We start from the raw sequence: 21,353 nt of genomic DNA on the forward strand, positions 1-21,353 counted from the left end.
AATTCGCGCCCGCTCCGAACAGCCGAAACGTTCAAACCGGCGCCACAGGCCGCGCGCTTTACCAGAGGTGCGGCCTGCGTACTGCTGCGTGAATGCGGTTCTCTCAACCATCGTTGAGGACAAGGCCCTTGGTGAGCTCCAGTGCCTGCCGCTCGAAGAGCCCACGGTAAATGCCGCCTTTCAGACGAATGAGCGTGCCATGATCGCCCTCTTCCGCGATACGACCGCGGCTGAAGACCAGCAACCGGTCCAGCGCGCGCACCGTCGACAGCCGATGCGCAATTACCAGGGTTGTGCGCCCCATCATCAGCCGCTCCATCGCCTGCTGGATCAGCACCTCGGATTCGGAATCGAGGCTCGATGTCGCTTCGTCAAGGATCAGGATCGGCGCGTCCGCCAGGAATGCCCGGGCGATGGCGACGCGCTGACGCTCGCCACCGGAGAGCTTGACGCCGCGCTCGCCGACCAACGTCCCGTAGCCCTTCGGCAACGCCTCAATGAAATCATGCGCGCTGGCAAGCCTTGCTGCCTCCTCGACCTCGCGCTGGGTCGCTCCCGGCCGCCCGTAGGCGATGTTTTCGGCAAGGGAACGATGGAACAGGATCGGCTCCTGCTGCACGATGGCGATCTGCTGGCGGAGCGACGCCTGCGTCACGCCGGCGATATCCTGCCCATCGATCCGGATCTCGCCCGCCTTCAGGTCGTGGAGGCGCTGGATCAGCTTGACGAAGGTGGTCTTGCCCGATCCGGAATGTCCGACAAGCCCGACCCGCTCGCCGGCGCGGATGGTCACCGAGAAGCCGTCATAGAGCGGTGCCCGGTGTGCGCCGTAGTGGAAGGTCACGTCCTTGAACTCGATCTTGCCGTCGGTGATGCGGATCGGCGTCGCACCGGCCCGGTCTTCGATGCCGAGCGGCTGGGCATGGATGTCGACAAGCTCCTCCATGTCGTTGATCGATCGCTGCAGGTTGCGGATGTGCATACCCACTTCGCGCAGATATCCTTGCAGGATGAAGAAGGAGGTCAGCACGAAGGTGATGTCGCCGGCGCTCGCCTGCCCCCTCGCCCACAGCACCAAGGCAAAACCGATCACCGCCGCACGTAGCAGGAGCAGCATGGTGCCTTGCGCGGTGCCGTTGATCGTCCCGCGAATCCAGGTGCGCCGGGTCCGGTTCTGCCACTTGCCAAGAACCTTGGCGAGGCGTTGATCTTCGCGCTGCTCGGCGCCGAACCCCTTGACGACGATGTTGCAACTGATCGCGTCGGCAAGCGCACCGCCGAGCCTTGTATCCCAACTGTTGGCAAGGCTTGCCATCGGCGCCACATAGCCGAGCGAGAGGGTGACGGTAACCGCAATAAAGGCCACCGAGCCCACCCCGATGATCACGCCCATCATCGGCCAGTACCAAGCCATCAATGCCGTCGATCCGGTCAGCATGATCACCGACGGGAACAGCGCCACCAGCAGCGTGTCGTTCAGGAGATCCAGCGCCCACATCCCGCGCGTCACCTTGCGCACGGTCGAGCCGGCGAAGCTGTTGGCATGCCAGTCGCTGGAAAACCGCTGAATGTGAAAGAAGGCGCCGGAGGCGATGTCGGACATCATCTTCAGCGTCAGGGTGACGATGCCCATGAATGTTACGTGCCTGAGCACGATGGCGCCGAGCGACAGGGCCATCAGCATGAGGAAGGCCGACACCGCCGCGTTCCAGGCAATCTCGTCAGTCGCTGCGCCTGAGACGACAGCGTCGACGAGCCTGCCGGAATAGAGTGGTGTCAACACGTCGGCAAGCGTGGAAAGAAGCACGGCGCCGAGGATCGCCAGGAGACGTGCCGGCTGTTTCTTCCAGTGAATCCAGCAAAAGCGGAAGACGCTACGGAACGCGCGGTCGCGCGCTACAAAACGGTTAAAAGCCATACGATTTGCCCGGTGACGCGTGCACCGGCCTCAAAATCCAGTAACGATAGGAATGCCGTCAGGAAAAGCGAACGGGCGCTGCGGCATCAATGAATCGGCGCGATCTCCAGGCGGAGGGCACCGGACGAAGCCAATTCCGGGACTGCGATCAGAAGCGCAAGCGCCCTACGTCACACAGAGAATATTGGATCGCCCGATAGGGAGAAGGAAAAAACTGTCATCTTAGCCTCCCTGATTCCGATTGCCGGAAGACCCCTTATAGTTGAACACGGACAAAGCGCCAAGCGCGAATATTGCATTTTCGACGTCGTCGCTGGCTGGGTGAAGCCCGTTTGCAACAGTTGCCCGCCACCGTCCGCGCAGAACGGCCGTCTGGCCCAAAAATGCCGCCCGCTTCGCAGAACTTTTACAATCTGCTGGGAATTTCGCCGCTATTCGTTGCGAACCGTAGAGCGGTTCCTATTGAAACTAGATGCGAATCTTGAGGTTGACTGTGCAGAACAACAACATTCTTGTCGTCGGCGGCGCCGGTTATATCGGCTCCCATACGTGTCTCCAACTGGCCGCCAAAGGCTACCAGCCCATCGTCTACGACAACCTCTCGAACGGTCACGAAGAATTCGTCAAATGGGGTGTTCTCGAAAAAGGTGACATTCGAGACCGCAAGCGTCTCGACGACGTTCTCGCCCGATACCGGCCGCGTGCGATCCTGCATTTTGCGGCCATGATCGAAGTCGGCCAGTCGGTGAAGGATCCGGCGGCATTCTACGACAACAATGTAATCGGCACGCTCACCTTGCTGTCGGCGGCGCTTGCTGCCGGCATCGACGCCTTCGTATTCTCGTCCACCTGCGCCACTTACGGCCTGCCCGATAGCGTGCCGATGGACGAGACCCACAAGCAGGCGCCGATCAACCCTTATGGGCGGACGAAATGGGTCTGCGAGCAAGCGTTGAAGGACTATGGTCTCTACAAGGGCCTGCGTTCCGTAATCCTGCGCTACTTCAACGCAGCCGGCGCCGACTTCGAAGGACGGATCGGCGAATGGCATGAGCCGGAAACCCACGCGATACCGCTCGCTATCGATGCGGCCCTTGGCCGGCGGGAAAGTTTCAGCGTGTTCGGCACCGACTACGATACCCGCGACGGCACCTGCGTGCGCGACTACATCCATGTCCTCGACCTTGCGGATGCGCATGTGCGGGCGGTCGACTATCTGCTGGAAGGCGGCAAGAGCGTCGAGCTCAATCTCGGTACCGGGACCGGTACGACGGTCAAGGAGCTTCTAAGCGCGATCGAAAAGGTTGCGAGCCGGCCGTTCAATATCCGCTATGCCGATCGGCGCGAAGGCGACTCGACCACACTGGTCGCCAACAACGATCAGGCGCGCGCAGTGCTCGGCTGGGAGCCGCAATACGACCTCGCGGCGATCACCGAGTCGGCCTGGAATTGGCATTCGCGCAGAAATCAGGGTGTCTGATTTCTGCGCAGCCACCAGCATCTTTAAATCGGCTGCGATCGGAGGATTAGAACCGAAGCAATTCAAAGTGCTACGGCGCCGCGCCCGTGAAAAGACGCGCGGCGCTGCAGACGTGCCGCGTTTCGCTCCGAGGAACAGGCGCGCCTTGAAAATAGGTGGGTAACGCACGCCAAGGTCACCGCGCCGCCACAGCCAAGCGCTCCAATGCTGACCTACAGCGCCGTGGTCCTTCAGGACGCACAAAGGGCGCTGTAAGTCTTTGAATCTACGCATCGTGCCTCCGAAAATCGATTCCGATTTTCGGGCCGATGCGCTAGCCAGCCACGCTTTGGGCTGCCGGTTGCACGCGCTTTCGATAAAGCAACGGACGCTCCAGCATCGCATAGCCGGCAATGCCGATCGCCGTGCCGGAAAGCACGGAAACCACCATCGCTATCCAGGCATCGATCCCGACCATCGACGCGGCCTTGGCGACCACGGAAATTGCAAAAGTGTGCCAGACGTAGATCGAGTAGGAAGCGTTGCCGAGAAGGTTCGGCAATTTCAGCGAACGGAAATGTCCGCGAGCCTCGATCGCGAGGACACCGGCGACGAGCATCACTGCGAGCGGACCGATTGTGAATTCATCGAATGGCAGGTGAAGAATACCGATAAGAGAGAAGCCGCCGACCGAGCAAGCGATCAGCGCCACGCCGGCCACGAGCGGCAGCACCCTGCCCTTCAGCCACAACTCGCCGATGACCATACCAGCCACGAATTCAAGAATGACCGGGCGCGTGTAAGTCAACATCAAAGGATTGTCGAAGCGGGTCGCGAACCCGGTCACGACCAGGAAGAGGAACAGACCGGCGATCGAAGGCAGGCGCCAGTTTCGCGGCAGCAATAGCGAGACCGCGAACACAGCGTAAAAGAGCATCTCGAAATTGAGCGTCCAGCCCTGCACCAGAACGGGCCATATCTCGCCGTTGCTCGGAGAGCGCATTGGCATGAAGAACAGCGAGGCGAGCACATGCTCGACGGATAGGACCATGTTCGGGAAGAGCCCCGCGATCCCTCCGGCGACCATGACCATGGCCGCCAACCAATAGATGGGCACGATGCGGCGGATGCGATCGACCATGAACCGCGCCGGCGTGACGGGCCGGCGATCGCTGATCACCCACATGATGAAGCCGCTGATGACGAAGAAGACGTCAACACCGGCCGCACCGATCGCGAAATGATGGCCAGTCTTTTCTGCGGCATGGAATATCACGACCGACAACGCTGCCGCAGCGCGCAGGTATTGGATCCCGTGGATCGTTTTCATCAAGCGCCCCCACGACGCAGTACTATGCGCTGAACCGGACTCTGTAGGCTGCCGAACGCCGGTCTTCCGGCCATAGCCAGTTCATCGTCGGTCGCGTGCGCCTGATCGTCAGCTTGCCCGCCGAAAAATAGAGCAAGAACGATCCGACATGATACGGGTTGAGAATGTCGACCTCGACGAAAGATCGGATGAGAAGCAGTATTGCTATACCGAAAAGCACCATCGAATCCGGATCGCGATCCTCGGAAAGCAACCGTTTCAGGTGACCGAAGACCGTTGTGACCAGTACCATGGTCAGCAACAGGAGGCCGATCAAGCCGGTCTCCACGATTGCCTCGATATAGGTGTTATGAAAATGGAAGCCGGAGCGCGCGGTGATATAAAACTCTTCCCATAGCCGCTCCGCCTCGGAAAACCCCTGGATCCAATAGGCCTGGTACCCGACCCCGACGATCGGGGAAGCGCTTGCCGCCTCGATGCCTTGCTGCCACAGATAGGTGCGGCCTGTAAGGGTCGAATTCTTGCCGAATGCGCCGAGTACCACGTCGATCCCGCCGCTATAGGCAATCGCAACGGCGGCGACCACACCGAACATTGCCGCGGCGAGGAAGAGGCCCTTGCGGTTCGACGGCCGCAGGGCGGATATCACCCGCATTCCGAGGGAGAGGCCAATGATTGCGGCGGTCGTCAGGACCGAAGTCGCCGACTGCGAGGCCAGCAGCGAGTAGGCCGCGATCAACCCCGAGACGCCCGCCGCAGCCATCCAGATCCCGCGCTCGCCAAGGGTGAAGACAGCGACGAAGGCGAAATAGATGCCCAGCGAGGCGTAGAAGCCCAACTGGTTCTTCGATGCGAAGGCACCGACAAAACTGAACGTACCGTCCAGCGGATCATAATGGTACACGCCGAAGAGCAGCGAATAGAGAAGGACAAGGGCGACGCCGGCGATCCCCCCGCGCGTCAGGGTCGGGATATCGATCGTCCGCATGGCGATCAGCGCACAGACGACGTGGCTGAGATACTGCACTCCGGTGCGCATCGTCATCCCCGGCGCCGCCGACCAGAAGAAGGAAAGGCAGGCGAAGACAGTGAAGGCAAAAATCCAGAGATACTTGCCGTAATTGCCTAGAACCTTGCGGTAGTCGACGAGAACCAGAGGCAGCCACAAAGCGTAGTAGAAGAGGATCGAAACCTGTCCGAAGCGCGGGGAATAGGCGAAGACGAACAACGACAGCGCCACGGCGAAAGTGCCGTAAAGCTGATTCGTTCCGGGGCTGACGAGGCTCGCCTTCGAAATTCGCATGCTGAAACTCACCGCATCGCCAACGCGGCGCTTACCTTGATGACGTCTCCGGGCAGCACTTCGGTGTTTTCGTTCGCCGCGATCTCCGCCGGCTTGCCATCCTTTTCACGGATGATCGAGTAGGTGATGTTCGCCTCGGATTTTTGGTCTTCCAGTCGTGCCGCTTCGGCCGATTGCAGCAGAGCCTCGGCCATGAGGTCGCGATTGGTGCCGACCTTCAGCGAGAGCGTGTCGAGCTCCGACTCCGTGTTTTGCAGTTCCTGAGCGAGCTGCTCGTCCCAATCGTTGCGGAGATTGGTCTCGTCCTGCGTCGCCTTGTTGTAATCCTGCTTGGCCTTGAGCGTATTGGTATCGATGTCGAGGAGCGACGACTGCACGTCCGCAACCCTTTGTTCGAGCGCGAGTTTGCGCTGGCTCAGCGCCAGCCCCTTTTCGGCGAGGCTGTCGACCTTCTCTCGATCTTCCTTGACAAGTTCAAGCTGGCGGGCCTGCGTCTCGGATTTTTTCCCGAGCGACTCGATTTCGCCCTGAAGAAGAGACTTAAGATCGGCTAGAGCGGCTAGTTGCCGCTCCTGCCGCTTGTCGCGCGACGCCATCAAAGCCGTCTCGTCGGCGAGCAGCTTGTCGATGCCCTCGACCTTCTTGAGTTCGTTAGGCAATTCGATGTTCTTGCGCTTGCCGATTTCAGCCTGGAGCCGGGCACGGCGAATGAGCAGCCTGTTGCGCTCCGCGACCTGCACCGCGGATTCGCCGCTCGCCGTGATGTAGTCCCGGACAAAACGCCCGCCGCTTTCGGCCCGGCGCAATCCGCCTCCGAGGCTAACCGCCTTGAGTACCGTCATCTTCGGGACATAGGGATACTCGCCCGGAGTCTCCACTTCGCCGGTGAGGTAAACGGGACGGTATTGCGCCATTTCCACGGAGGCCGAAGGCCGGTCGCGCAGACCAAAGAGCTTCTGCATCTGGATGCCGATCTCGGCAGCGACTTCCGTCGTTGTCTTGCCCGAGGCGGGCAGGTCGCCGACGAAAGGCAGCGAGAGATTACCCGACGCGCCGATCGTGTACTCGCCGCTGACGGCCGACCAATCGCGCACCGAGCCCTCGGCCGTCTGCCACTCGGCAACGCGGACACGCAGCTTGTCCATCACGCCAAGTCGATATTCGTCGGCCTGTGCCGCGCTCACCCCCGACGCGGCAATGACCGCGATCAGCGCGACGCGGGCGAAACAGGAAAGCTTTTTGGAGACGTCAAGCGTCCCCGAAGTTTTGATAGGTTGCATTTTCGTGATTTCCTGATGCCTGACACTGTTTCGACCCTGAGGGTCAGCGCCAGGGTTTCAATAGCTGCCGCGGGAGAAGCAGACGGCAGGAATCGTCTTGACGACGATGGCAAGGTCGGCGAGGAGCGACCAGTTCTGGACGTATTGCGTGTCGAAGGCCACTCTGGCGGCGTAGGATACGTCGTTACGGCCACTGATCTGCCAAAGGCCGGTCAGACCGGGCCGGGAACGCAGGTAATAGACGGCAGCCGAATCATAAAGCTCGAGCTCGTCCTCTACGACCGGGCGCGGACCGACCACGCTCATTTCGCCGCGAATGATGTTGAGGAGCTGCGGCAGCTCGTCGAGGCTGAGCTTGCGCAACACGGCTCCGACCGCGGTGACCCGGGGGTCGTCCTGCAGCTTGCGAGTCGTGCGCCACTCTTCGTAGGCGTCAGGATTCTCCTTGAAATAGTCTTGCAGCACGCGATCGCCATTCTGCATCATCGTCCGGAATTTCAGGCACTTGAAGGCCTGTCCGTTGTGGCCGATGCGGCGGTGTCCATAGAAAACACTTCCTCCGTCGGAGAGCTTCACGAGAGCCATGATGAGCAGGAAGAGCGGGCTGAAGAAGACGAGAGCCAGGGACGCGGCGGCAATGTCAAAACTTCGTTTCGATATGCCGCCTATCGGCCGGAACATTCCGGTCTCTTTGGCGATGAAAAACGGCGAAGTAGCCGAGCGAGTCGCGGACTTCATAGAGGGGACTCCATTTACGTTTTGCGATTGTCGGTCCCGCAGGACGCGGGTCATTTAGCGCGAGTGTATGGTGAGAATTTGTTTTTTGAAGGCGAAATCAAGGCCGCTTCGGCGCACTCCGTCACGGAGGGTTTTTGATCAACCGGGGGCACGGACTATTACTAAAATTTAATTATAAAGACTGGAAATTTATAACTAAGATATCTTGTTACGCAGTTGCCACACTCAAACATCCGCGGGATTTAATGCTTTCGGATCGCGAAGTATTACAGGAAACGTATCATTGTTTCACTCGGCCGGCCGAGCGCGGCGTCGGTACGAAATTGACAAGGGGTAATTCCGGCTTAGTTTTTTGCATCGCATCATCATTTTGCAGCGCACATTCTCCTGGGTGTTTCTGCAATCAACTTGTAACAAAAGTTGATCGGAAAAAGGCGTCCGCTTGAACCGAAAGATGCAGGAATCAGAATGAGTTCGCATTTACCCCTGTCAATTTAGGGGCCCACAAACGGGCCATTTGGAATCCGGATTTTGTCGAGGGCTTGTTGTATATCTCCTCATCACTCTATCTTTAATTGCATATACCTACGCATGATCACTCCGAAGTGATTTGTCCCCGGGTCGCGGGTCAAGCTGACGGAAAGGTTCCCGCGATAAAAACGGTAGCGACAAAGTTGCGGCTTGCATGTTGAAGAGAAAAGCGACCACTAATATAGTGGGGAAACGGGAGGAGAGGGCTAAGAGTCCAATGACGGTACCAGTCGAAAATCCGAAGGGCGGAAACGCAATGTTTGCGCCGCGCGTCCTCGCCAGCATGATCGGCGCGTTGGTGGCTTTTGCCATTGCAACCTATCTCCTGAACGGCTCGCTGGTTTCGACCGCGATACAGACACTGATCTGTGCCGTACTGCTGCAAGTTGGATATTTCATCGCCGTCTTGTTCCTGGTTTGGAAGGAAGCCAGTGGCCGGCGCAAACTGTCACCTGGCAAGGTGTCGATGGAATCGACATCCGATGACAAACAATCGGGCACGGTCTCCATTGGCCCTTTGAATCGCCCGGGCCACTCCAACCCCTAAATTATTGGGTCCCCGCGCAGCGGGCCTCCAGCGGAGGCAGCCCTTGATCAAGGCCCTCGCGGGCGTTTCTTCCCGCACTGCAAAAAAAATTTGCGCTTGACGCGTTTGCGACACGATCACCGCACATGTTTTGCAGGTCCGGTGGGAACTTGATTACACCGACGCATCTCGATCACCTGCTGGAGCCCAGTATGACCGTAGCCGCGCCGACGAATGTCTGCATCATCATTGCCGCAAAGAACGCCACCGACACGATCACCCGAGCGATCGCCTCCGCCCTTGCCGAACCCGAGGCTGCGGAAGTCATCGTCATTGACGATGGTTCGACCGATGACACCGCCCGCACGGCACGGGCCGCAGATGACGGAAGCGGCCGACTGAACGTAGTCCGCTTCGAAGAAAACCGCGGGCCCGCCGCCGCACGCAACCATGCAATCGCGATCTCGCAGTCTCCTCTTCTTGCCGTACTCGATGCCGACGACTTCTTTCTTCCGGGTCGACTTCGCCAGATGCTTTCAGAGGACGGCTGGGACTTCATTGCAGACAACATCGCGTTCATCGATGCAAGCCAGGCGGAAACCGCCGACGGCCGGATCAGCCGTTTCACGGCAAGCCCCCGCCTGCTCGATCTGGTCGGTTTTGTAGAAGGCAATATCTCCCGGCGCGGCGTTCGTCGCGGTGAGATCGGCTTCCTCAAGCCACTGATGCGGCGCTCGTTCCTCGAAAACCATCGGCTCCGTTACAATGAAGACCTGCGCCTCGGCGAAGACTACGACCTCTATGCCAGGGCGCTCGCGAAGGGCGCACGCTACAAGATCATCCACAGCTGCGGCTATGCCGCCGTTGTCCGAGGCAACTCGTTGAGCGGCAGCCACCGCACGGCCGACCTGAGGCGGCTTTACGAGGCGGACCAGGCGATCCTCACCGAAAGCCCATTGAGCTCCGATGCCGCCAGCGCCATCCGGCGCCATGAGCGCCACATCCGGGATCGCTATGAACTGCGGCATTTTCTCGATCTCAAGAACCAGACGGGCTACATGAGCGCGATCGGCTATGGGCTGACAAATCCCGGTGCGCTTCCGGCGATCGTTGGCGGGATCCTTGCCGACAAGACTGAGCGTTTTCGCCCCCGTCAATCATCTGCACCGGTCGCGCTCGGGGGCTCGGGTGCCATCCGCTATCTGCTTGAAGCGCCGGTGGCCGAGCCGCGGGAATAGCCGAAGCTCAAAAGCTCGCAGGAATTCGTCCACTTGGCGAATGCTGTTTTGCAGGTGATCGTCAGCGCGGTGGTTGGCTTCGCGCTCTGCGCGCTGTTCATCGCTTTGACACAGCGACCGCTGTTGCGGAGGCTCCGTGAATTGGCGAGCGGCCGTCGGCGCACAGGACGTCGGCTTCCGCCCAATAGTGTCCGAAAGGATTGGGCGCGCCTGCTCTTGCAATCGCTCCGTGGAATTCCCACATGCACATCATCAAATTGCCTGTTCAGATGTCGGCGAGATCGCCTGACCTGCAGGCAGACTTCGCGCCCGATACGCTGACCACGGATGTACTGGCAGATAGAGCAGCGGAGAGGAAAAGGTCGGGACATCCCGGCCTTTTTTGTTGCCTGGGAACTGAACCAGGAACGCTTCTTCGGTCCTTCGCGTTACGACCTCAACAGTAACGACATGGAGGTAACGGCATGAAAGGCGTCATTCTCTGGCTGATGGGTGTTCCCCTGATCGTCATCATTCTGCTTTACATGTTTGTCTTCTGACCGCATCGGGAGCCCGCCTGTGTTTCCCTATCCGGGCTTGCCCCCAACGGACTCAATCAGCGGTAATGCGCTTACACCGTCATTCACCCCAAGTTTTGCGGGATGCGAACGGCGGGCCACTTGCGTTACGCTGATAACGACTGAGGCTGTATGGGAACTGCGCATGATCGGCATAGGGATGACCGCAACGGCTTTCGGCAACGGACTTCCTTCCCGGCAACCCCGAACGAAATCGAGTTGCAACGTCGCCTGGTCTTCAGTAACGAAGGGGAAAATTAAACTTTCCCTGGTTCTGCTGATGATGGCGAACAGTGCGCAAGCGGACGAGCCGATCATTGGTCATGCGTCGGTTGTTGACGGAGATACCATTGAAATCGCTGGCGAGCGGATCCAGTTCAGTGGCGTCGACGCACCGGAAGGCTGGCAAGTCTGCTTGGATGAGAAAGGCCTCGATTACCGATGCGGCAAGGAAGCGGCTTCCGCCTTGGACGCGTTTCTGGCGGGTTCCCGGCCTACGCGCTGCGAGTTCGTCAAGCGCGATCGCTATGGCCGTTTTGTCGGCACCTGCTTTCGCGCCGATGGCAAAGACGTGAACCGCTGGCTGGTGGAGACCGGTAATGCAATCGACCGGGAAGGGCACAATAACGGCGTCTATGCTGACGCGCAGGCGACCGCCCGTTCGGCCGGTGCCGGTATTTGGCGCAGTCAGTTCGGCCAGTCATGTCCGGCCCCGCGCGGACGCGTGAACCGAAAGCCGATGTGTTGAAGGCAGCAAGCGAAATCGATGATCATTGAAATCTGGATCTTATGCAGCATCGTGACCGCGGTCGTGGCCGCGCTCAGGGGTGGACACAGTCTTCGCTGGTTGCTGATTGGTTGTGTACTCGGCCCGATAGGCATCATCGTTGCGCTTTTGATGCCCTCGCTGAAATCAGAAGACAAGGCGCTCGCCGAGAAGCGCCAGGACGAAGCGGAGGAAATCGCGAGACCGCTGCTGGAGAGCGAGACGCGAACCGTTTCCGCAAAGCATGACAAGGACTGACGCAACAGGCTGCGCGAGTGGAGTTGGCAACAGACGGCGGCGTTCGGTCGCTGCTCAATGATTGAAATCCAGCCGTGCTCAGGGGCACGGTCAACAAGGCGGCCAGTCAACCCGGCTTGGGCGCGACGCCAAATATCCGAGCATGTTCAACGGCTTTGGCGTTTGCCGACTCTATCCTCGATCGCACGCCGAAAAGCTGCCCAAAGCTTGCCGCAATTCGTCGCGTCCTTCGCTCCCACGCCCGATCGGCCGTCGAAAAACACAATCGATTAAAAAAATCATATTTCTGTAACTCAACCTCTGCTTGCCCCAGAATTTTGCGGGGCACAATTTCTACAACATGCGACGAAACCGAGGTTTTTCAAAGAAGCACGGCATGGAGCGGCCACCGCCGGTTTCTCACGGGCTCGCCGTTTAGGTGCAGCGCAGCAGGATTCGTTTCATTTTTCTGCTGCACTGCCATATTTTTTCTTCGCCGATGCTCTAGTTTACTTCCTACGGGCTCAAGACGCTCTGTTGAGACGGCTGCCGCCGAGCGCTGCCAGATAGGGAGTGACTGACATCGTGGGTATGGACGCGAGTGTTTCGTCGCGGATCGATCTGATGCGCATTGTGCTGGTTTCCTGCATCGTGTTCGCGCGCATGCGCGCCGGCCTCGGCGAGCGACTGACCCGAACCGGGGGCCCAAGCTTCTGGATTTTCTGCGCTCACTATCCGTTGTTTGTCCTGTTCTGGATGCTCTGGAATCGCAGCGGGCTGATCTACCACCCCCTCTTCTACTTCACGATGCCGATCCTGGTGATCGCGATCCTAGTCGCTTCCCACAATCTCATGAGGCGACAGGCACCCGACCTGCTCGACGCCCTCACGGGGAGCCGGGCAGGGAAAGGGCGAAGGGCGCTTCCGGCACAAGGTGGCGGACATGCGAGCTATTCGCCGCAACAAAGGTAATGACAATGATATCCGACTGTTATGCGCGCCTGCGCAACCTCACACTCGTCACGCTTCCGCTTGCGGGCCTTGCCGGAGCGGCGGTCGCCCAGCCGGGCGCCAACGGCGCATCCTTCATGGACGATTTCGACACTTTGAACACCGGCTTCTGGTACGTCTCGGACGGATGGAACAACGGCGCCCACCAGAACTGCACCTGGTCCAAGAAGCAAGTGAAGATAAACAACGGCATTTTGGAACTTGCCTTCGAACATCGAAAGGAGGGCGAGCGCAATTTCGCCTGCGGTGAAATTCAGACCCGCAAGCGTTTCGGCTACGGCACGTACGAGGCGCGGATCAAGACGGCGGACGGGTCTGGCCTGAACTCGGCCTTCTTCACCTACATCGGTCCCGCCGACAAGAAACCGCACGACGAGATCGATTTCGAAGTGCTCGGCAAGAATCCGGCGAAAGTCCAGGTCAATCAATATGTTTCGGCCAAGGGCGGCAACGAGCATCTTGCCGATGTTCCAGGCGGAGCCAACCAGGGCTTCAACGACTACGCCTTTGTCTGGGAGAAGGACCGGATCCGCTACTACGTCAACGGCGAACTGGTCCATGAGGTCACGGATCCGGCGAAGATCCCGTCGAACGCGCAGAAGATTTTCTTCAGCCTTTGGGGAACGGACACCCTCAGCGACTGGATGGGCACATTTTCCTACACGGAGCCGACAATGCTTCAGGTCGATCGTGTCGCCTTCACGGCTCCTGGCGACGAGTGCCAGTTCGCCGAGTCAATCGCCTGCCGCATGGATTGAGCAGCTTCCGAGCATTTGACCAACAATTGAGCATATGCAGCGTTTTGTTGCGATGCACAAAGAACTGAATTAAGCTCGGCTGGGGCTGAGCACGGAAACGGACGTTTTCATGCTGCAGATACTTTATTTGGCACAGGACCTTGCTGATCCTGCCGTACGCCGGCGGCTTCTGACGCTCGTCGCGGGTGGAGCGAATGTGACGCTTGCCGGCTTTCGCCGGGACGCCAATTCGCTCGCCGCCATGCATGGCATCGAGCCGATCGAACTGGGGGTTACGGCCGACGGTCGCTTTGCGCAGCGCATCGGAGCGGTTGCCGCCGCCTGCCTTTCGCTGAAGAGCAAGCTGGCGCATGTCGGCAAGCCCGACCTGATCATCGCACGCAATCTCGAGATGCTGGCCATCGCCAAACGCGCCGTGTCGCTTTTCGGCGGCCAGGTTCCGATTGTCTACGAGTGCCTCGACATACACCGCTTGCTCCTGCGCAAGGACGTCGTCGGGCGGGCGCTGCGTGCCACGGAGGCTCGTCTCGGACGCGACGCGCGCTGGCTGATCACCAGTTCGCCAGCCTTCATCGAACACTATTTTCGGCCGCTCTCGGGGCTCGACGCGCCGGCGCTGCTTCTCGAAAACAAGGTCCTGGAGATCGATGGCCCTGCGGATCGGATCGCCGTTTCCGCGCAATGCCCGGTGCCCGGTCCTCCATGGAAGATCGGCTGGTTCGGAGCCTTGCGCTGCGCCAAGTCGCTCGCGCTGCTCGCCGAGTTCTCCAGAAAGATGGAGGGCCGCTTCGAAATCGTTCTGCGGGGTAGGCCCGCTTATTCCGAATTCGAGGATTTTGACGCTTTCGTCCGCAATGAGCCCTTCTTGCGCTTCGATGGGGCCTACCGGAATCCGGAAGACCTCGCCGACATTTATGGCGATGTCCACTTCACATGGGCGATCGATTTCTTCGAGGAGGGCCAGAATTCCGCATGGCTGCTGCCGAACCGCCTTTATGAGGGATGCCGCTACGGACGGGTGCCTATCGCCATGAAGGGCACCGAGACGGCACGTTTCCTCTCGGTGCGTGGCATCGGGCTGGTGCTGGAGGAGGCCAATGCCGACAGCCTTGCCACGCTGATCGGATCGATGACGCCGGATCGATACATCGAAGCTGCCAACAGTGTCGCCCAATGCAACTCCGGAACCTGGGTCTTCGACCGTACGGACTGCGAGGCCCTGGTGCGGCGCCTTGCGGCACTCGCTGTCGAAACGCCGCAAACGATGCCGACTCCGGCCATACCGGAGCCCCGCCACAACGAGGGTGGATTGCTATGAGCCCGAACCGTCTGACCTCCAGCCTGATCGTCATTCCTTGCCTCAACGAGGCCGAGCACATCGAGGAGCTGGTCGCAAAGCTGCGCCCATCCCTGGAGCCGCTGAACGCAAAGATTGCGATCGTCGACGGCGGCAGCATCGACGGTACGCGCAAGATCGCGAGCCGTCTTGCTGCCGAGGACGAACGTGTCTTTTTCCTCGACAACCCGAAGCGCATACAGAGCGCGGCGATCAACCGGGCCGTTTCGGAACTTGGGTCCTCCTTCGACTACCTGATCCGCATCGACGCGCATGGGAGCTACCCGGACGACTATTGCCAACGTCTCGTCGAAGAGGCCGTGGCGACCGACGCCGACTCGGTGGTCGTGGCGATGCAGACTGTCGGCTTCAGCACCTTTCAGAAGGCAACTGCCTTCGCCCAAAACTCGACGCTTGGCAACGGCGGCTCCAAGCATCGGGCCGGCGCGGCCGGTCATTGGGCCGAACACGGGCACCACGCGCTCATGCGCATCGCCGCTTTCCAGATGGTCGGAGGTTACGACGAGACGTTCAGCCACAATGAAGATGCTGAGTTGGACTATCGCTTGGCGAAAGCCGGGTACCGCATCTGGATGACCGACAAGACGAACATGGTCTACTACCCGCGCGCGAAGGTCGGCCCGCTCTTCCGGCAGTACTTCGGTTATGGCCGTGGCCGTGCAAAGAACTTCCTCAAGCATCGCGCCGTGCCCGGCTTGCGGCAGATGCTGCCGCTGGCGGTCGCGCCCGTGGCTGTCGGAGCACTGCTTGCCGTCGTCAACTGGGTCGCCGCCATTCCGTTCGGCGTCTGGGCACTTGCGTGCCTTGGCTATGGCGCATGGATGGCGCTCGGCCAGAGAAATCCCTATGGGCCGCTGGCTGCCGTCTCGGCAATGGTCATGCATCTCGCCTGGTCGGCCGGCTTCTGGCGTGAGCTTCTCGACTTGCGACGGTTTCGGGTGATCCCATGACGGCTGCAAGCAAAGAAGCATCGCAGAAGCCGATGCGGATCGATATCGCCGTTTGCACCTTCCGTCGGCCCGCGCTCGTCGAGACGCTTCGCTCGCTGGCGGGAATCACGGTGCCCGCGAACGCGGTGGTCCGTATCATCGTGGCGGACAACGACGTCGAACCTAGCGCAAAGTCTCATGTCGATTCCCTCCGCCCGGAGATGCCCTTCGACATCACCTATGTCCATTGCCCGGCGTCGAACATCTCGCTCGCGCGCAACGCCTGCCTCGACAACAGTACAGGCGATTTTCTCGCCTTCATCGACGATGATGAGACCGCTTCGAAAGAGTGGTTGGTAGCCCTCGTGGAAGCCGCGCGAACGACTGGCGCCGATGCGGTCCTCGGACCGGTCCATGCTGCCTACGGCACGTCGGCGCCCGCCTGGATGCGTCGCGGCGATTTTCATTCGACACGGCCCGTCTGGGTCGGTGGTGAAATTCGCACCGGCTACACCTGCAACGTCATGCTGAACGTCGGAGCCCCGGCGCTAACCGGCCGTCGCTTCAAGCTCGCGCTTGGCAAAAGCGGCGGCGAAGACACGGACTTCTTCGCCGCCATGCATGACGCCGGAGGCACAATCGCTTTCGCCTCAGGGGCCTGGGTTTACGAACCGGTGCCGGACAATCGGGCCTCGCTCGCGTGGCTTTCGAAGCGTCGCTTTCGCTCCGGCCAGACGCACGGGCGCTTGCTGTCGGAGAAATCGAACCGTTCGCGGCGGCCGTGGAACCTCGCCCTGGCATCGGCCAAATCGGCCTATTGCTCGTTGGCGACCCTGCTTTTGCTGCCCTCACCCGTACACCGCTATCGGTTTGCGCTGCGGGCGATCATGCACGCCGGCGTCGTTAGCGGGCTCCTGGGCCACAAGGAACTTGAACAATACGGAGCAACGGGGGTGACATCGCCATGAGCGGGTTCGTTCCGGACGTCACCTTTGTCGTGGCCGCCTACAATGCCGCGGAGACGATCGTGCGCGCCGTCGAAAGTGCGCTTCGTCAGGAAGGCGTTACCGTCGAGGTGGTGATCGTCGACGATCGGTCTTCAGACGGGACGGTGGAGATCGTTTCTACCATCGCCGACCCGAGGCTGCGCCTGATTGCTCTCGAGCAGAACCGCGGCCCCGGAGGGGCCCGCAATGCCGGCTTGGCGGCGGCGCGCGGCAAGTGGATCGCGGTTCTCGATTCCGACGACACCGTGAGGCCGGATCGGCTGGCGCGCATGATCGAACGCGCCGAGAAGACCGGAGCGCAGGTCGTCGTCGACAATCTCGACGTCGTCTCGCTCGATGGGCAGAGCATCAGAATGTTCCCGGAGGCCGAACTTGCTCGGCAGCCGCTTCTGACGCTTCCCGCCTTCATCGAGTCGAATGTGATCTTCCGCTCGCAGCACAACTTCGGCTACATGAAGCCCGTGTTCGAGCGGCACTTCCTCGAAAGGCATGACCTCAGTTTCGACGAAGCGCTCCGGATCGGCGAGGACTACATTCTGCTTGCCTCCGCCCTTGCCTCCGGCGCCCGCTGCGCCATCGAGCCTTCGGCCGGCTATATCTATCATATCCGCGAGGGTTCCATCTCTCGCGTGCTCAAGCTCGACCATATCGACGCCATGATGTCCGCGGACGAGGCATTCCTGCGCCGCTTTCCGCTTGATATCCTGTCCGAGAGAATGCAGCGCAAGCGTACCCGCGGCTTCCACCAGGCGCGCTCGTTTCTCGTCCTCATCGAGCAGTTGAAAACCAGATCGTTGGCCGGCGCGCTGAAGACCGCGCTCGCCGACCCCCTTGCGCTTCGGCATTTGCACATGCCGATCGCCGTACGACTGCGCCGCCTTGCGGCGCGCTCAAGCACCGCCCCCATCACGGTGGCGACCGAACAATCCCCGCCGGGCGACAGCCCTTTTACAAGCAAAGGACGATAGAATGGACCGTATCAGGACCGTCAGGAAAGCCGTAATTCCCGTTGCCGGAAATGGAACCCGTTTCCTTCCCGCAACGAAGGCCGTGCCGAAGGAAATGTTGACGATCGTCGATCGGCCCGTGGTTCAATACGCCGTGGACGAGGCCCGTCAGGCCGGCATCGAGCACATCGTTTTCGTCACCAGCCGCAACAAGCAGGCGATCGAAGACCACTTCGACGACACGCCGGAACTGATCTCGTCGCTGTCACGTTCAGGCAAGAGCGCGCAGATTTCCGAACTCGAAAGCATGCTGCCGACGGCCGGTTCCGTGAGCTTCACGCGCCAGCAGGCCCCGCTCGGCCTTGGCCATGCGGTCTGGTGCGCACGCGATCTTATCGGCGACGAGCCCTTCGCGCTGCTGCTCCCCGACATGGTTTCATTCGGCCCACGCGGCTGCATGGCCGGCCTGATGGATCTCTACCAGGAGGTCGGAGGCAACGTGGTCGCCGTCGAGCAATGCGCCCCCGAAGACGCCTCCAAATACGGCATCGTCGGCAAGGGCGAAACGGTGAAGCACGGATTTGCGGTAACAGAGATGGTGGAAAAGCCCGCCGCGGGCGAGGCTCCGTCAAACTACTATCTCAACGGCCGCTACATCCTCCAGCCTGAGATCTTTTCCATCCTCGCACACCAGCAACGCGGCGCAGGTAACGAAATCCAGTTGACCGACGGGATGCTGAAGCTTTCGGCAAATCAGCCCTTCCACGCCCATCCCTACGAGGGCAGAACCTTCGATTGCGGTTCGAAGCAAGGCTTCATCGAGGCGAACGTCGCCTTCGCGCTTGACCGGGCGGATATCGGCGACATGGTCTTCGAATCCGTTCGCGAGATCGTCTTGTCTCACGAAAGCCGCATCCGAGCGGCATAAGCAAATGTTTCCCGGCGGCTCCGGAAACATACAGCAGGAGCCGCCGGCACGGACCGGAGAAAAAAATGAACAGAGCGGCCCCCATGAAACAAAGAAGTGTCCCCTTGAGCATTGTGCCCCCCGAGGAAGAATCCGACGGCTTTATCAATCTTGATCGGCTTCTGGCGATTGCCGCCCGCAGGGCAAAAATGGTCGCGGCCTTTGTTGTCCTCTTCATCATGCTGGGTGTCGTCTACCTGCTTTTCGCGACACCGACCTACACGTCCATGACGCAGGTTCTGCTCGACGAGAACTTGTCAAAGTTTGCCGAAGAAGAGCCAACGCCGGCAAACAGCCAAATGCTGGACACTCAGATCGCGAGCGCCGTGGAGATCCTGAAGTCCGGCGAGCTTGCCCTGCGGGTCGTCGACAAACTCAATCTTTCCGAGAACCAGACGATCATGAATCCGCCGCTTTCGCCGGTTGCCTACGTCAAGGATTGGGTGAGGACAGCGACCGGCCTCTTTTCGTCAGGTCCGACGGTTTCGGAGGAGGTATTACGCAAGAATCGGCGGCTGGCGGCGGCAGCGTTGATCCAGCAGGCCCTCACGGTCGAGCGCGTATCGCGAAGCTCGGTGGTGGCCCTCTCCTATAAGTCGAACGACCCCCTCCTTGCCGCAACCGTCGTGCGTGGCTATGCGCAGGCATATCTCACCGATCAATTGAACGCCAATTTCGAAGCGACGGAACGTGCTTCCGTCTGGCTGCAGGAACGCCTAACGGATTTGCGGCAGCGCTCCCTGGCGGCGGCACTCGAGGTTGAGCAGTTCAGAAGCGAAAACGGTCTGACTGCCGCGCGCGGCGAGCTGATGTCGGAACAGCAATTGTCGGACCTCAACAGCCAGCTCATCGTCGCCCAGGCCGACACTGCAAGTGCCTCGGCGCGCTACAACCAGTTCAAGTCGATTGTCGACCAGGGGCCGGAAACCGCCGTTAACAACGCGACGATTTCTCCCAAAGAGGGAGACAACATGGTGATCCGCGACCTCAGGGCCCGCTATCTCGCCGTCGTGAAGCGCGAGCAGGAGGTCGCCCGAAGCTTTGGCAAGGACCACCCTCAGGCTGTATCACTGAGGGCCGAGCAGGCCGACATGGGGCGGCAGATCTACCAGGAACTGCAGCAACTGACGGCGAGCTACAAGAATGAATATGAAGTCGCCCGCTCGCGCGAGCAGTCACTGCGTGAAAGCATCGAAGGAGTCGTGGGGAAAAACACGAATGCCAACAAGTCGCTCGTTCAGTTGAGGGACCTGGAGCAGAAGGCGGCGGCTCTGAAGACGCTTTATGAGTCCTATCTCGGCCGCTACGAGCAGGCCGCGCAGCAACGCTCCTTCCCAATCGCCAAGGCTCGGGTCATCTCCGAAGCCGGCGTTCCCACCGCCCCGTCGAGCCCGAAGAAGACCCTGACGCTTGCACTTTCCGCCGTGCTCGGCTTGATGGCCGGCGGCGCCTTCGCCGCCTTCCAGGAGTTCCGCGAGAGAACCTTCCGGCTTGAAGACGATGTGCGCACAATCCTCGGTCACAAGTCGCTCGGTTATGTGCCGCTGATCGGTTCACGGACAAAGAAAAGTGCGGAACTCGTCCGCACACGCTTTGCCTCCGACAGGCAACCGGAAATACTCGGCGAGGAGACGGTGGCCTTCCAGCGCCTGTCGCGCATGGTCCTCGAAGCGCCACAATCCTCCTTTGCCGAGACCTTCCGGAATGCCAAGCTTGCTTGCGATCACATGCTGCACGGCAACGACAGCCGGGTGATCGGGATCGTGTCAGCGGTTCCGGACGAAGGGAAATCGGTCATCGCCGCAAACTTCGCGGCGCAGTTGGCCGCCAGCGGAAAGCGGACGCTCTTGATCGATGGCGATATCCGCAAGCCCGGCCTCACCCAGATGATCACGCCCGCCCCCCGCACGGGGCTCGTCGAGACGCTGATGGGTGAAGCCACCTGGCCCGCCGGCATCAAGGTCGACCAGCGCACCAAACTTGCGATCTTCCCTGTCGGCGGCGGGGCGTCCAACCATCAACCCCATCAGAGCCACGAACTGCTCGCCTCGGCGGCCATGGCAAACCTGATCGAGAATGCGCGCAGTTCGTTCGACTACGTCGTCGTCGACCTCGCTCCGCTCGCGCCTGTGGTGGATGCGAAGGCCTTTGCTCCGCTTGCAGATGGTTTCATCTTCGTTGTCGAATGGGGAAAGACACCGTCCCGACTGGTGCGCGACGTGCTCCATTCCGAGCCGCAAATCAATTCCAAGGTGCTCGGGGTCATCCTCAACAAGACCGACATGGACGAGCTTTCGAAGTACAGCGACTTCGGCGGCGTCGAGAAATATCGACACCGTTACGGCAAATACTATGTCGAGCATTCGATCAGCGGGGACCGGCCCGCGGCGTGAGCTAATGGATGCCCGCATCTGCCATGCAGCGTCGACGCGCGACGCTGCATGTTTTTATCCTTAGAATCGGCTCCTTGAAACTACGCAATTCCGGACGGAAA

18 protein-coding genes are annotated in these 21,353 nt (G+C 60.3%); 13 read left to right on the plus strand and 5 right to left on the minus strand.

The features are described 5' to 3' along the window. Positions 1-103: 103 nt before the first annotated feature. Entirely contained in the window at positions 104-1,918 is a 1,815-nt protein-coding gene (locus tag FKV68_RS29265; RefSeq protein ID WP_180942428.1) for an ABC transporter ATP-binding protein, read from the minus strand. 472 nt (positions 1,919-2,390) lie between these two features. On the opposite strand from FKV68_RS29265, the gene galE reads away from it, so the two are divergent. After that, the gene (galE, locus tag FKV68_RS29270) at positions 2,391-3,398 is read left to right on the plus strand and encodes a UDP-glucose 4-epimerase GalE (protein ID WP_180942429.1); all 1,008 of its coding nucleotides are present in this window, start codon (positions 2,391-2,393) and stop codon (positions 3,396-3,398) included. Between the two features lie 313 nt (positions 3,399-3,711). On the opposite strand, the gene FKV68_RS29275 is transcribed toward galE, so the two are convergent. Genes FKV68_RS29275 through FKV68_RS29290 form a run of 4 tightly spaced genes read right to left on the minus strand, consistent with a single transcriptional unit; the run spans position 3,712 to position 8,028 of the window. Then, entirely contained in the window at positions 3,712-4,707 is a 996-nt protein-coding gene (locus FKV68_RS29275) for an acyltransferase family protein (RefSeq protein WP_180942430.1), read from the minus strand. A 22-nt stretch (positions 4,708-4,729) separates the two neighbouring features. After that, positions 4,730-6,010, minus strand: coding sequence for an O-antigen ligase family protein (locus tag FKV68_RS29280; protein ID WP_180942431.1), 1,281 nt, complete (start codon positions 6,008-6,010; stop codon positions 4,730-4,732). Positions 6,011-6,018: 8 nt separating this feature from the next. Further along, positions 6,019-7,290 (minus strand): polysaccharide biosynthesis/export family protein, encoded by a 1,272-nt coding sequence (locus FKV68_RS29285; RefSeq protein WP_180942432.1) that lies wholly within the window; start codon positions 7,288-7,290, stop codon positions 6,019-6,021. A 57-nt stretch (positions 7,291-7,347) separates the two neighbouring features. After that, a complete protein-coding gene (locus FKV68_RS29290; RefSeq protein ID WP_180942433.1) occupies positions 7,348-8,028 on the minus strand; it encodes a sugar transferase in 681 nt (226 codons plus the stop codon). A gap of 787 nt (positions 8,029-8,815) precedes the next feature. Here FKV68_RS29290 and exoX point away from each other — a divergent pair. From exoX to FKV68_RS29350, 12 genes are all read left to right on the plus strand, one after another. Then, complete coding sequence (gene exoX / locus FKV68_RS29295; RefSeq protein ID WP_180942434.1) at positions 8,816-9,106, plus strand: exopolysaccharide production repressor ExoX; 291 nt, start codon at positions 8,816-8,818, stop codon at positions 9,104-9,106. A 191-nt stretch (positions 9,107-9,297) separates the two neighbouring features. Next, positions 9,298-10,323 (plus strand): glycosyltransferase family 2 protein, encoded by a 1,026-nt coding sequence (locus FKV68_RS29300; RefSeq protein ID WP_180942435.1) that lies wholly within the window; start codon positions 9,298-9,300, stop codon positions 10,321-10,323. Between the two features lie 837 nt (positions 10,324-11,160). Next, complete coding sequence (locus FKV68_RS29305) at positions 11,161-11,628, plus strand: thermonuclease family protein (RefSeq protein ID WP_245181518.1); 468 nt, start codon at positions 11,161-11,163, stop codon at positions 11,626-11,628. An 18-nt stretch (positions 11,629-11,646) separates the two neighbouring features. Then, entirely contained in the window at positions 11,647-11,904 is a 258-nt protein-coding gene (locus tag FKV68_RS29310; protein WP_180942436.1) for a hypothetical protein, read from the plus strand. A gap of 552 nt (positions 11,905-12,456) precedes the next feature. Further along, the gene (locus tag FKV68_RS29315; protein WP_269808471.1) at positions 12,457-12,855 is read left to right on the plus strand and encodes a hypothetical protein; all 399 of its coding nucleotides are present in this window, start codon (positions 12,457-12,459) and stop codon (positions 12,853-12,855) included. A 5-nt stretch (positions 12,856-12,860) separates the two neighbouring features. Next, entirely contained in the window at positions 12,861-13,652 is a 792-nt protein-coding gene (gene exoK / locus FKV68_RS29320; RefSeq protein WP_180942437.1) for an endo-1,3-1,4-beta-glycanase ExoK, read from the plus strand. 109 nt (positions 13,653-13,761) lie between these two features. Continuing rightward, entirely contained in the window at positions 13,762-14,970 is a 1,209-nt protein-coding gene (locus FKV68_RS29325; RefSeq protein WP_180942438.1) for a glycosyltransferase family protein, read from the plus strand. Beyond that, on the plus strand, positions 14,967-15,959 hold the full coding sequence (locus FKV68_RS29330; protein WP_180942439.1) for a glycosyltransferase family 2 protein: 993 nt from the start codon (positions 14,967-14,969) through the stop codon (positions 15,957-15,959). Before FKV68_RS29325 ends, FKV68_RS29330 begins: the two co-directional genes overlap by 4 nt. Then, a complete protein-coding gene (locus tag FKV68_RS29335; protein ID WP_180942440.1) occupies positions 15,956-16,906 on the plus strand; it encodes a glycosyltransferase family 2 protein in 951 nt (316 codons plus the stop codon). Before FKV68_RS29330 ends, FKV68_RS29335 begins: the two co-directional genes overlap by 4 nt. After that, positions 16,903-17,913 carry a glycosyltransferase family 2 protein gene (locus tag FKV68_RS29340; RefSeq protein WP_180942441.1) on the plus strand — a complete coding sequence of 337 codons (1,011 nt, stop codon included), beginning with the start codon at positions 16,903-16,905 and terminating at the stop codon, positions 17,911-17,913. Before FKV68_RS29335 ends, FKV68_RS29340 begins: the two co-directional genes overlap by 4 nt. A gap of 1 nt (position 17,914) precedes the next feature. Then, positions 17,915-18,820, plus strand: coding sequence for a UTP--glucose-1-phosphate uridylyltransferase (locus FKV68_RS29345; protein WP_180942442.1), 906 nt, complete (start codon positions 17,915-17,917; stop codon positions 18,818-18,820). Positions 18,821-18,885: 65 nt separating this feature from the next. Continuing rightward, positions 18,886-21,252 (plus strand): polysaccharide biosynthesis tyrosine autokinase, encoded by a 2,367-nt coding sequence (locus FKV68_RS29350; RefSeq protein WP_180942443.1) that lies wholly within the window; start codon positions 18,886-18,888, stop codon positions 21,250-21,252. Positions 21,253-21,353: the final 101 nt, after the last annotated feature.

Origin of the sequence: Sinorhizobium mexicanum (assembly GCF_013488225.1) — a bacterium.
Lineage (GTDB): Bacteria > Pseudomonadota > Alphaproteobacteria > Rhizobiales > Rhizobiaceae > Sinorhizobium > Sinorhizobium mexicanum.